This is a genomic window from Pseudothermotoga hypogea DSM 11164 = NBRC 106472 (assembly GCF_000816145.1).
GTDB classification, from domain to species: Bacteria; Thermotogota; Thermotogae; order Thermotogales; family DSM-5069; genus Pseudothermotoga_A; species Pseudothermotoga_A hypogea.
The window spans coordinates 648,022-659,361 of sequence record NZ_CP007141.1 but is presented as its reverse complement, the minus strand read 5'-3'; the positions used below and the strand labels follow the sequence as shown (position 1 = coordinate 659,361).

14 protein-coding genes are annotated in these 11,340 nt (G+C 48.1%); 12 read left to right on the top strand and 2 right to left on the bottom strand.

Going from position 1 to position 11,340, the window contains the following annotated elements:
- Window positions 1–34 precede the first annotated feature (34 nt).
- Window positions 35–415, bottom strand: coding sequence for a hypothetical protein (locus AJ81_RS03410; RefSeq protein WP_031502256.1), 381 nt, complete (start codon window positions 413–415; stop codon window positions 35–37).
- A 16-nt stretch (window positions 416–431) separates the two neighbouring features.
- On the bottom strand, window positions 432–953 hold the full coding sequence (locus AJ81_RS03405; RefSeq protein WP_031502258.1) for a hypothetical protein: 522 nt from the start codon (window positions 951–953) through the stop codon (window positions 432–434).
- A 263-nt stretch (window positions 954–1,216) separates the two neighbouring features.
- On the opposite strand from AJ81_RS03405, the gene rplU reads away from it, so the two are divergent.
- The 12 genes from rplU to AJ81_RS03345 all read left to right on the top strand — a co-directional run bounded on the left by rplU (window position 1,217) and on the right by AJ81_RS03345 (window position 11,304).
- Window positions 1,217–1,540: a 50S ribosomal protein L21 gene (rplU, locus tag AJ81_RS03400; RefSeq protein WP_031502260.1), complete on the top strand. Its 324-nt coding sequence runs from the start codon at window positions 1,217–1,219 to the stop codon at window positions 1,538–1,540.
- Window positions 1,537–1,872, top strand: coding sequence for a ribosomal-processing cysteine protease Prp (locus AJ81_RS03395; RefSeq protein ID WP_031502262.1), 336 nt, complete (start codon window positions 1,537–1,539; stop codon window positions 1,870–1,872). The genes rplU and AJ81_RS03395 overlap by 4 nt, the downstream gene beginning before the upstream one ends.
- A complete protein-coding gene (gene rpmA, locus AJ81_RS03390; RefSeq protein ID WP_031502264.1) occupies window positions 1,841–2,113 on the top strand; it encodes a 50S ribosomal protein L27 in 273 nt (90 codons plus the stop codon). The genes AJ81_RS03395 and rpmA overlap by 32 nt, the downstream gene beginning before the upstream one ends.
- 13 nt (window positions 2,114–2,126) lie before the next feature.
- On the top strand, window positions 2,127–2,570 hold the full coding sequence (gene rplM, locus AJ81_RS03385) for a 50S ribosomal protein L13 (RefSeq protein WP_031502266.1): 444 nt from the start codon (window positions 2,127–2,129) through the stop codon (window positions 2,568–2,570).
- A gap of 14 nt (window positions 2,571–2,584) precedes the next feature.
- Window positions 2,585–2,998: a 30S ribosomal protein S9 gene (gene rpsI / locus AJ81_RS03380; RefSeq protein ID WP_031502268.1), complete on the top strand. Its 414-nt coding sequence runs from the start codon at window positions 2,585–2,587 to the stop codon at window positions 2,996–2,998.
- A gap of 88 nt (window positions 2,999–3,086) precedes the next feature.
- Entirely contained in the window at window positions 3,087–4,763 is a 1,677-nt protein-coding gene (gene dnaG, locus AJ81_RS03375) for a DNA primase (protein WP_031502269.1), read from the top strand.
- A gap of 91 nt (window positions 4,764–4,854) precedes the next feature.
- Window positions 4,855–5,958: an RNA polymerase sigma factor RpoD gene (gene rpoD, locus AJ81_RS03370; RefSeq protein ID WP_288052432.1), complete on the top strand. Its 1,104-nt coding sequence runs from the start codon at window positions 4,855–4,857 to the stop codon at window positions 5,956–5,958.
- A 101-nt stretch (window positions 5,959–6,059) separates the two neighbouring features.
- Window positions 6,060–7,277, top strand: coding sequence for an RNA-guided endonuclease InsQ/TnpB family protein (locus tag AJ81_RS03365; RefSeq protein ID WP_039658575.1), 1,218 nt, complete (start codon window positions 6,060–6,062; stop codon window positions 7,275–7,277).
- Between the two features lie 118 nt (window positions 7,278–7,395).
- The gene (locus tag AJ81_RS03360) at window positions 7,396–8,310 is read left to right on the top strand and encodes a PhoH family protein (RefSeq protein ID WP_051368994.1); all 915 of its coding nucleotides are present in this window, start codon (window positions 7,396–7,398) and stop codon (window positions 8,308–8,310) included.
- Window positions 8,294–9,718, top strand: a complete 1,425-nt coding sequence (locus AJ81_RS03355) for an HDIG domain-containing metalloprotein (protein ID WP_038059691.1) — start codon at window positions 8,294–8,296, stop codon at window positions 9,716–9,718. The genes AJ81_RS03360 and AJ81_RS03355 overlap by 17 nt, the downstream gene beginning before the upstream one ends.
- Complete coding sequence (gene ybeY / locus AJ81_RS03350) at window positions 9,648–10,070, top strand: rRNA maturation RNase YbeY (protein WP_038059689.1); 423 nt, start codon at window positions 9,648–9,650, stop codon at window positions 10,068–10,070. Before AJ81_RS03355 ends, ybeY begins: the two co-directional genes overlap by 71 nt.
- Window positions 10,060–11,304 carry a DUF1015 domain-containing protein gene (locus AJ81_RS03345; RefSeq protein WP_031504061.1) on the top strand — a complete coding sequence of 415 codons (1,245 nt, stop codon included), beginning with the start codon at window positions 10,060–10,062 and terminating at the stop codon, window positions 11,302–11,304. Before ybeY ends, AJ81_RS03345 begins: the two co-directional genes overlap by 11 nt.
- Window positions 11,305–11,340 lie beyond the last annotated feature (36 nt).

Here is an 11,340-nt window from a genome sequence, read left to right as displayed (position 1 = left end):
CAGCGTTCTCTGCTCTGCAAATTTTACCACAGTATCAGCCGATGAACAGTCGAACGATTGTCCCATCCTCGCTGGATATGTTCACGATGTCCCCTTCCAGTTCTTGAAGACTTCCTAAGGCCTGATCGATCTGTTTCGAGACCATTTCGAGATCAACGCCCGGTAGTCTCTCCTTCAACGCAGGCAAAGTGAGTTTCAGAAGCTGTGCCATGCTCAGGGGTATCTTCACGTCGACCTTTTCTCCCTTAGGGTCCCTGATCTGAACGTAGAGCATCTTCTTAGCGGACGCTCCTTCCTTCGTTGGTTGCTGAGGCTGAGAGAAAATTCCAACCGTTTCTGCTATTTCCAGCGCTTCTTCTGGACTCAACTTTCCGTCTCTAACCAGCCTGAAAAGCTTGAGAAGTTCTTCCCTCATTTCTTCCATCCTCCCTTCACATCAAACCGATCCTGATTGTGGCGTCCTGAGTTTCGATGTGTAAGAAATCTCCCCTGTAAGTTGAGATCTCGTCGAGACAGGAATTCAACAGCTTGATTATCATGTTGAGATCGTCTCTGGATAGAGAAAGCGGTACCTTCTTGTCGAGAAACCTCACCAGCAGCGGTGTGAGCGAATTCAAAAAAGGCCGCAAGAGCATCACGAGTGAGACAGGTATGGAGATCCTGACGTTCGTGTTCTCGCTTCTGTCCTGGACCCAGATGATGAACTTTCTACCGATCGGGGCTGTGAAAAAGCTCATGATCCATTCCATGTCCTCTTCACTGAGTTTGTCTTTGAGTTGTTCCCTCAGAAAAGAAAGCTCCTGTTCACGCCTCTTTCTGGACTTCACCTTGACGTTCAAGAAGGAAACTATCAGGTATACTCCCACAGCTAAAAACAGCACACCGAAGAACACTCTGGCACCGAAGATTATCAATCCGAGACCAGCAAGGATCAGAACCACAGCCAACAGCATAGGACCACCTCACAAAAATTGTAAACCATTTCTTCAGATTTTTCAAGTTATACTTTCACATTTTTGGAAGCGCTCGGGTTGTAAGGCTTGGCGACAATTTCCGCAAGGAACGTTTGTGTAAAGTTTTATTTTCTAAACCTTAATGATGTCGGTGATAGAATATTCACGCTGACCAAAGACTTGGCACGTGAAAAACGTCGAAAAGGTTCCACGCGGGTGTGGAACTACGTTTTTCAGTGCCTGTTTACCAAGGAGGTGCGATCGTGTACGCCATCATTGAAACCGGTGGAAAACAGTACCGAGTCACTGAAGGTGACGTGGTAGCTGTGGAAAAGCTTCCACAGACGGAAGGTGAAGCGGTTGTCTTTGATCGCGTGGTCCACGTCTCTACCGAACAGGGAGTCAAGATAGGTCAACCCTACGTAGAAGGTTGCAGCGTCAAAGCTACGGTTTTGAAGCACGAGAAAGCCAGGAAGGTCATGTCCATAAGGTATCGGCCGAAGAAGAACGTTCGAAGGAGAAGGGGCCACAGACAGTGGTACACTCTGGTCAAGATCGACAGAATCGATCTTGGTGAAAGCTCGTGATAAAGGCGAGCTTTGCCTCGACCAACGGTCATTACGTCTCATTCTCTTTCGAGGGCCACAGTGGACTCGATGTGAAGGGCAAGGACATCGTTTGTGCTGCGGTGAGCACGCTTGCGCAACACACGGCGCGTATGCTCGAGAAACGTTGCGGAGCAATCGTTGAGAAAAAACGTGCTCGACTGACCGTGCAGATACCCTGCCCCAGTGAGCTATCGGATTTTCTGGTCGAAGAGCTTCACGAAAGTGTTGAGGACATCAGGTCACAGTATCCGCGAAACCTGTCTGTGGAGGTGAAGGTCAATGAGGATCGACATACAGTTGTTCGGTCATAGAAAGAGCGGTTCGATAGGAAACAGAGACAGCAATCCGAAGTACCTCGGTGTGAAAGTCGGCGATGGTCAAGTCGTGAGGGCTGGCAACATACTGGTGAGGCAGAGAGGAACTAAGATACATCCGGGAGAAAACGTGGGCTGCGGCAGGGATTTCACGCTCTTCGCTCTCAAAGATGGGATCGTGAAATTCTACGAGAAAAGGAACAGAAAGTTTGTCAAAGTTGTTCCACAACAACAATGAGGAGGGTCAGAAAATGGCGCGTCCTTTGCCCATACAGAAAACAACGATCGTGAGAAATGCGGGAGGAAAATGGTACCTCGTCGATGCATCGGGTAAGGTTCTGGGTAGACTGGCGACTCAGATAGCCAAGTACTTGATGGGAAAGAACGAACCGACGTTCTTTCCTGGTGTTGACAACGGCAACTATGTGGTGGTCATCAACGCAGACAAGGTCGTGTTGACGGGCCGCAAGCTCGAACAAAAGATCTACTATCGTCACAGTGGCTATCCTGGTGGATTGAAGATGCAGACGGCCAAGCAGTTGCTCCAGACGCATCCTGAAAGGTTGATATACCTGGCGGTCAAGAGAATGCTTCCAAAGAAGGCACTCGGGGACAAGTATTTGAAGAGGCTTAAAGTGTACGCATCAGACAAGCACCCGCACGAGGCCCAGAAACCCGTGCCAATCGAAATATGATGGGAGGGTGAACGATGCCTGTAGTTAACCAGCAAGCTGTGTATCATGGTGTTGGAAGAAGGAAGACGTCCGTTGCTCGAGTTTATCTGAGGCCTGGCAGCGGAAAGTTGATCATAAACCACAAAGAGTACAGCGATGCCGAAGAATACTTCAAGGATGCTGTGAGAGCACGGCATGCCATGGAACCACTCGTTGTCACGAACATGGTTGGGAAATTCGACATCTTGATTACCGTCGAAGGCGGAGGCCTTTCTGGACAGGCCGGAGCAGTCCGGCTTGGATTGGCGAGGGCACTTGTTCAGTTTGACGAGAATCTGAGACCTACGCTGAGAGAAAAGGGAATGCTCACAAGAGATCCAAGGATGGTCGAAAGGAAAAAGTACGGACTGAAGAAAGCTCGCCGGGCACCGCAGTACTCCAAGAGATGAAGCTTGTGGGGGCCTGTGCCCCCTTTGAACTTTTACGCGTTCGAATCGGTCCAAGGAAGTTGGTGGTGTTTCCGCGAACGACCTCACGATGGTGAGCAAGGACCTGATAGAAAAAATCAAGCAGTCTGTCGACATCGTCGAACTCGTTTCTCAGTACGTATCTCTACAAAAGGTTGGTTCCAGCTACAGGGGGTTGTGCCCGTTTCATGTTGAGAAGACCCCGTCTTTTTTCGTGAACCCGGTGTTGAAGCTCTATCACTGTTTCGGTTGTGGCGCATCCGGTGATGCGATAAAGTTCTTGCAGGAGATAGAGCATATATCCTTTCAGGAGGCACTGGAAAGGCTCGCAAAAATGGCGGGTGTGGAACTGAAGATCTCAACGGGCCGTTCTGAAAAGGATCTGTACGTGGAATACCTGACGAGGGTTTTTGCAGAATACAGGAAACAGTTCAAACAAAGTGCAGCTGCCGTTGAGTACATCACCAGGAGGGGGTTTTCGGAGAGCGAGTCGAATTTGTACGAGTTCGGCTTCAGCCCTGAGAATTCTCGCATCGCACAAAGGGTGGCACGCTCGATGTCTCTGCCGGACGAGAAAGCTTCACAGTACGGGCTTTACAAACCAAGCAACGGGATTGACCTGTTCGAAGGCAGGTTGATAATGCCCATAAAGGACGAAAACGGCAAAATAATCGCCTTCGCCGGTAGAAGTCTGGACGATCGGGAACCGAAGTATCTCAATTCGCCCGAGACGAAGTTTTTCTCGAAGAGAAGTGTTCTGTTCATGCTGGACAGAGCGAAGAAAGCGATCAAGTCACTGGACTTTGCAGTGATTTGCGAAGGTTACTTCGACGCCATAGCGTTACACAGGGCTGGGGTGACGAACGCAGTCGCAGTCCTTGGAACCAGCCTGACGAGGGAACACGTTTCGAAATTGATGCCGCTTTCCAGAAACGTCATCCTGGCTTTTGACAACGATGAAGCTGGTATCAGGGCAACCCTGAGATCACTGAAAGTTCTGGTTGAGGCATCCTTCGATGTTGCGGTGGTGAAATTACCCGAAAAGGATCCGGACGAAACTTACAGAAAGCGAGGAGCGGATTATTTGAAAAAGCTCCTTTCTGAAGCTTTACCCTTTGAGAATTACCTCATCGAGGTCTATGAAAGATATTTCGACGTTACGACAAGCGCAGGTTTGGAAAAATACATCGGCGCCTTGAGGGGTTGGGCGGAGATCCTTTTGAGGAACAAGAGGATAGACAGGTACGAAAGGCTTGTTGAAGCTGTCTCGCAAAAGACAAGGCTATCCACATCGCAGGTGAACGAGATGTTCAGACTTCAAGTCACACCGACGACGATGGTTTCGAAGTCGACGCTCCCAACCGAGGACGATTACATAGTCTATCTGTACATAACTTGTGAGGAACTGAGGGACAGGATCGATGAAATAGATCCGGAACTTTTTGCCGATAGGACCAGAAAACTGATCTCTTTCCTGCGCGAGAAAAAAGATTTGTCGGAGCTGAGCCCCGAACTGAAGCAGTACGCATTTGCAGTCTTGGCGAAGATACCTGAGGGAGATCCATGGAAGGTGTTCAGCGACTTAAAAAAACGCTTCGCAAGAAAAGCGGTTGAAAGGGAATTGTCACAGATTGACAGTAAACTGGCTTTCTGTCGGGACGATGAAGAACGTGGCCTTCTTTTGAAAAGGAGGCTTGAGCTGGTTTCTCAGCTCAGATCACTGGGAGGTGATCAGAGTGGAACTTGAAAACGAAAAGACGATCGAACAGGAAGAAAAAGTTCTCGATAACGAAGAAGAAAAAGAAGAGAGGCGCCTCAAGACCCTCTCCCAAGAAGAAATAGAGAAGAAGATCAAGAACCTCATCAAACTTGGTAAGAGGAAGGGTTTCATCACCTATGATGATATAGACAAAGCCTTTCCTCCAGATTACGATGGCTTCGATTCGTCTTTAATAGAAAGAATTTACGAAGAGCTTGAAAAGAACAAGATAACGATTCAGGACGCCGAACCCGAATCTCTCGACGAAGTCGAGTCGGATGTTGAAGAGGTCGCAACCGTGGAGGAGGAAGGACCTGAAACGTACGACAACGTATCGCTCAAAGACCCGATTAAGATGTACCTCAGAGAGATCGGAAAGATACCTCTACTGACACCGTCTCAAGAGAGGGAACTGGCAAGACGTGCGCAGATGGGAAACGAGAGGGCAAAGAAGAAGTTGATCGAGTCGAACCTGAGACTCGTGGTGAGCATAGCCAAGCGTTACATAGGCCGTGGTTTGTCTTTCCTGGATCTCATTCAAGAGGGTAACATCGGGTTACTCAAAGCAGTGGAAAAGTTTGACTGGCGAAAGGGTTACAAGTTCAGTACGTACGCGACGTGGTGGATCAGGCAAGCCATCACACGTGCCATAGCGGATCAGGCGAGAACGATAAGGATCCCGGTGCACATGGTCGAAACGATCAACAAGTTGAACAGGGTGAGCAGGGAGTACTATCAAAAGTTCGGTGAGCAACCGACGGTGGAAGAACTCGCAAAGTTGATGAACAAACCTGTAGAAAAGATAGAAGAAGTGCTTCAAGCTTCACGCGAGACCGTATCTTTAGAATCCCCGGTCGGTGAAGACGAAGACTCGGTGATGGGAGATTTCATTGCCGACGAGAGCATAGCGTCGCCCAAAAAAGAGGCCATGAGAATGCTCATCAGAGAGGAACTCGAGAAAGTTCTCAAGACGCTGAACCCCAGAGAAGCCATGGTTTTGAAGATGCGTTATGGCTTGCTCGATGGGAAGGCGAAAACCCTCGAAGAAGTGGGCCAGTACTTCAACGTGACTAGAGAGAGGATCAGGCAAATAGAAGTGAAGGCACTCAGGAAACTCAGGCATCCTTCCAGAAGCAAGTATCTGAAGTCTCTCATAACCCTGCTCGATGACCAAGAAAAATGATCGTGACAGAAAATAGTGTCCCGCAAGCCCTTCTCCTTCAGGGGATGGGTAAAAAGCTTGTTCGTTATTAGCATGTGTTATAAATTGCATAGGGCGAAACAATGTCAAGATATATAGTCAGAACTTACAAAGTGCCTGTTCCGAGAGAATTGTATCCTCTGTGTTCTGAACTGAACAGACTCGCTGGTCGAATCTACAACAAAACCATGTCGCTGGTCAAGAAAGTAAAAAGCAAGAAAGGTTTCTGGCTTTCACCAGGAGCAACACAAAAATATATCCTGCGTTGGAGTAGCACTATCAATATCCATACCCATTCCAAACAGGCTATAGTTCAGCAATACTTTCAGGCGCTTAACAGTTACTTTACTGCAGTCAAGACAAACCCGAGCTTGAAACCACCACATAAGAAGAAAAGGTTTATGCCGTTCATCTGGAAAGATACTGCTATAAAACTTTCACCAGAAGGGGTTCTGAGACTTTCAATGGGTAGTAGTCAGGAGCCAATTTTGATACAAACGACACTGCCAGCCGGTACAACAATTAGGCAAGTAAGACTTGTGTATGAGGCTGAGAAATATTATCTTCACCTTGCAATAGAGGTGAAGAATGAGCATGAGAAGAAACAGTCTGTTGAAGTTATGTCTGTAGACCTTGGGATACTCCGTCCAATAACTTGCTTTGATGGCTCTGAAGTGATTTCGTATCACGGTGGTATTCTCAACAGTCTAATCAGATATCGCAACAAGAAGTTGGCAGACTTTCAGCGAACGTTAAGCAAATGCAAGAAAGGTTCCAAGAGGTATAGAAAACTGTTGAAAGCAAAGCAGCGAATGCTGAAACGAACAAAGCATCAAATAACGGACATACTGCACAAGATAACCAGCAACTTTCTTAAGATGTGTTTACAGAAAGGGTATGGGACTATTGTAATTGGTGATGTCACAAATATTCGAGAGCGTGTAGAAGGGAACGATAACTTTAATCAAAAAGTTCATCAGTGGTGTTTCAGGAAGATGGTGGACATGATAACCTACAAAGCACAGCTACTGGGGATTGAAGTGAAACTTGCTTCAGAAGAATATACGAGTCAGGTCTGTCCTGTATGTGGTAGCAAGAATCATGCGGTTGGTCGCAACTATGAGTGTAAAAGTTGTGGATTTAGTTATCACAGGGACGGAGTAGGAGCGATAAACATCTGGCAGAGGTATCTTGGGAAGAAGTCCCAAGTAGTAGCGGGATTGGCACCCGTCAGAGGTGTAAGGTTCAAACCGCACCTCTGTGGCCATGGAGTATCAAATGCTCCATGGAAGGCAGCCTAAATGAGCTGCTAAGAATCCCATCTCTCCTTCAGGGGATTGGGAGTGTCAAGGTTATAATCGAACTGGAGGTGGTGTGAAACTGGCAACGAGGACTGTTGAAATTCCCGACAGTGTTGATATGGTCATTGTGCTTGGCCAGTACGACAACAGACTGAGATTTTTGAAGAAACGTTTTCCTGTGAGCATCGATGTTTCAGACAAAAGGATTGTCGTGGCGGGCAACGACGAATCAACTGTCGAAATCGTTGAGAACATCATATCTCAAGTGATTGCAGCCGCAAAAAGGGGTTACGCTCTGGACTGGCAGGAGTTCGAAGCTTTGGTGAGCCTATATTCGGACTCAACGAAAGCCGTAGAAACTCTACAATCTTCACCGCTCGTGGGAAGGATACGACCCAAAACCAAAGGACAGATGGAATACATCGAGGCTATGAAGAAGTACGACGTGATCTTCGTGATAGGGCCGGCCGGAACGGGCAAAACCTACCTGGCGGTGGCTATGGCACTGGAGTATCTCAAGAGTGGTCTGGTTCAGAGGATCGTTCTCACAAGACCTGCTGTCGAGGCTGGTGAAAAACTGGGCTTTCTTCCGGGTGATCTCGTCGAGAAGGTGGATCCTTACTTGAGGCCCATCTATGATGCGATCTTAGACATGATTTCCGCTGACAAGTTCTACACGTACAGACAGAGGGGCATCGTTGAGATCGCTCCACTGGCTTTCATGCGTGGAAGAACTTTGAACAACTGTTTCATCATCCTCGATGAAGCACAGAATGCCACGCATCAACAGATGAAGATGTTCCTGACGCGCATAGGTTTCAACTCCAAAGCCGTGATAACCGGTGATGTGACCCAGGTGGACATAGACAGACAACAATCAGGTTTGATCGAGTGCGAAAAGATACTCAAAGGTATTGACGGGGTGGGTTTCGTTTATCTGAGCGATGCAGACGTTGTGAGACATCCCGTTGTGAGGAACATAATAAAGGCTTACGAGGAATACGAGAGGAAAAAGAATGGCTCCGATAAATAGGCTGTTGAAAAAGTGGTACCATCTCTTGGTCGTTCTCGTCTCGTTGTTCTTGGTACAGTTTCCCAACCTGCACGCTCCTGCAAAGTTCCTCGCTGAATACGTTGGGCTTGCCGCACTTTGGTTGACTGTTGTTTCTACAGAACTGGATAGAAAACCGTTCTCTTTACATGGTGCATACCATGCTCTCGTTCTTTCCACCTTAGTTGCTGGTTCCTTTGTTTCAAGGCTGGTACTGAGAAGGTTCGGAATCTTCTCTTCTCCGTTCTTTGCACCGATACTCTTGCTTGGTCTGCTGACTGACAGGAGACTGACGATCAGTGTGGCCGTTTTTTCTTCGGCTTTGCTTATCGTCAGTATCGAACCTTCATCGTTCGACTTCAGCCTACTTTTAGTCTGCAACATCGTCACCGCCGTGGCAAGCTCTGGCCTGAAGAAGAGACTTCAGATCGTTAGACCGGCGTTCTTCGCGGTCATCTGCAACGTCTCGTTCTTGTTGCTGGGTCTGTTTTCGAAAGAAAAGGTTTTTCTCGATCGAAACCTGTTGCTCTCACTTCTCGTGCCCTTTTTGTTTTCGGTGGTGGACCTCGGGCTGCTTCCTTTCGTGGAGTATGCGAGCTTGATCTATTCGGACATCGATTTGGTGGAGCTTGGTAACATGAACCATCCACTGATCAAGCTCCTATCGCTCAGAGCACCAGGGACATACTACCATTCAGCCGTCGTTGCGAACCTTGCGGAAGCGGCCGCTGAGAAAATTGGAGCGAACCCCATACTTGCGAGAACCGCTGCGTACTTTCACGACATTGGTAAGGTGAAAAGACCTTATTTCTACACTGAGAACATAGAAGACAAAAATCCACACGATGAACTCAATCCAAAGCTCAGCCATTTGATCGTCCTCGATCACGTGAAGTATGGACAGGAACTGGCGCGTCGCCACAGGTTGCCGCTCCTGGTTCAGGATGTGATACCACAGCATCATGGAACACGCGTACAGAAATACTTCTACCACAAAGCAAAGGAAATGGGTGACAATTTGAGCGAGGATGAATTCAGATACATTGGGCCAAAACCTCAATTCAAAGAGGCAGGTATTATCATGCTCGCAGATTCCGTAGAGGCGGCTTTCAGGAGCGTGAAGAATCCTACGGCGAGTAGGATCAGATCTCTTGTGGAAGAGATAGTCTCTGGTATATACAACGAGCGCGAGCTCGACGAGTCGGGTTTGACGCTCAAGGATTTGGAGGCAGTGGCCGACGAATTCGCAAAGGTTCTGCTGAACATGTTCAAATCGAGGATAGAGTATCCCAAAGAAGAGATCAAGAAGGTGATCGTGCTTGCCGAAAGTCCGAATCATAAACCGAACAAGGTGCAATCTCCCGATCAAGAGAATTCGGAAAATTCTTGAAAAAATAATCCTGCAAGAGATCGGAAATGTCACAGTCGACGTGTTTTTCGTTGGTGAGAGGACTATACGCAAGTTGAATGAAACTTTCAGGAACGTTACAGGACCAACGGACGTATTGACGTTCGTTTACAAAGACGGAGATCTGTACGGCGAAGTTTTCCTGTGTCCTAACGTGATAGCAAAAAATGCACGAGAGTTTGGCTGCGGTTTTGAGGAGGAACTGCTGAGGGGCGTGATCCACGCCGCACTACACCTTGCAGGTTACGATCACGAGTTCGATGTGAGTCAATCAGAGATCATGTTCGAAAAACAGGAGGCATACCTAAAGGAGGTTGAACGCTATGACGGTTAGACCCTTCAGGGCCCTCAGACCGAAGAAAGATTTCGTGGCGAGAGTCGCGGTGAAACCGTACGATGTTGTGAGCTCCGAGGAGGCAAGAAAGATAGTTCTTTCAAACCCTCTGGCCTTCTACAAGGTCACCAAACCGGAGGTGAACTTCGACGAACCTGTCGATCCGTCCAGCGACGAAGCGCTGGAAGTGGCTAAGAGGAATCTTCAGAGGTACACAGAAGATGGCATCCTCTTTCAGGACGATCAGGATTGTTTTTACGTCTACAAGCAGATCTCACACGATCACACGCAGACTGGTCTGGTCGCGACCTTCTCGGTGAGAGAGTACCTCGAGTCGAAGATCAAAAAACACGAGCTTACAAGAAAAGACAAGGAAGAAGAGAGGGTCAAGCACATAGAGTATCTGGGAGCACAAACTGGACTGGTTTTCTTGTTCTATCGTGCTGAAGGACGTTTGAACGAGCTACTGGATTCGATCACACAGGCAGAGCCCGAGTACGATTTCGTGGACGAAGACGGCGTGAGACAGATCGTGTACGTCGTGAAAGACCGCAGCAAGATCGAAGAAATCGAGCGTGCGTTCGAAGAGGTGCCCGCCTTCTACATCGCGGATGGTCATCACAGGGCTGCCGCCGCTGTGACGGTCGCACAAAGGATGGCCAGTCGAAATCCGAACCATACGGGTCTGGAGGAGTACAATTACTTTGTAGGTGTAGTTTTTCCGCACGATCAGCTGAAAATATACGACTACAACAGGATCGTGAAAGATCTGAACGGTCTCACCGCGGATCAGTTTTTGAACCGCCTGGAAAGAGTGTTCAACGTTGAAGTGGCACCCGTTCGACCTTACAGACCGAAAGAAAAACACGAGTTTGGTATGTTCCTCAACAACGTGTGGTACAGATTGAAGGTGAAGGATTCAGTCCTCCACGAAGTCAAGACTGATCCAACTGCAATTTTGGACGTTTCGATACTGCAAAGAGAAGTTCTGGACAAGATCTTGAACATAAAAGATCCAAGGAGGGACAAGAGAATCGATTTCGTTGGTGGTGTGCACGGACTCAACGCGCTTGAGGACTACGTCTTGAGAAAGGGTTGGGCGGTAGCGTTTGCTCTCTATCCGACGTCCATCGAAGAGCTCATGAACGTTTCGGACGCAGGGCTCATAATGCCACCGAAGTCGACGTGGTTCGAACCGAAACTCAAGAGTGGCCTGTTTGTTCACCTGATTTGAACATGATGTCTTGCCGAACCGTCTTACAATTGGTGT

What these genes read in the sequence shown, in the direction of transcription:
- AJ81_RS03410 (WP_031502256.1), bottom strand. Translation starts at nt 415, where the DNA reads ATGAGGGAAGAACTTCTCAAGCTTTTCAGGCTGGTTAGAGACGGAAAG.
- AJ81_RS03405 (WP_031502258.1), bottom strand. Translation starts at nt 953, where the DNA reads ATGCTGTTGGCTGTGGTTCTGATCCTTGCTGGTCTCGGATTGATAATC.
- rpmA (WP_031502264.1), top strand. Translation starts at nt 1,841, where the DNA reads ATGAGGATCGACATACAGTTGTTCGGTCATAGAAAGAGCGGTTCGATA.
- rplM (WP_031502266.1), top strand. Translation starts at nt 2,127, where the DNA reads ATGGCGCGTCCTTTGCCCATACAGAAAACAACGATCGTGAGAAATGCG.
- rpsI (WP_031502268.1), top strand. Translation starts at nt 2,585, where the DNA reads ATGCCTGTAGTTAACCAGCAAGCTGTGTATCATGGTGTTGGAAGAAGG.
- dnaG (WP_031502269.1), top strand. Translation starts at nt 3,087, where the DNA reads ATGGTGAGCAAGGACCTGATAGAAAAAATCAAGCAGTCTGTCGACATC.
- AJ81_RS03365 (WP_039658575.1), top strand. Translation starts at nt 6,060, where the DNA reads ATGTCAAGATATATAGTCAGAACTTACAAAGTGCCTGTTCCGAGAGAA.
- AJ81_RS03360 (WP_051368994.1), top strand. Translation starts at nt 7,396, where the DNA reads ATGGTCATTGTGCTTGGCCAGTACGACAACAGACTGAGATTTTTGAAG.
- AJ81_RS03355 (WP_038059691.1), top strand. Translation starts at nt 8,294, where the DNA reads ATGGCTCCGATAAATAGGCTGTTGAAAAAGTGGTACCATCTCTTGGTC.
- AJ81_RS03345 (WP_031504061.1), top strand. Translation starts at nt 10,060, where the DNA reads ATGACGGTTAGACCCTTCAGGGCCCTCAGACCGAAGAAAGATTTCGTG.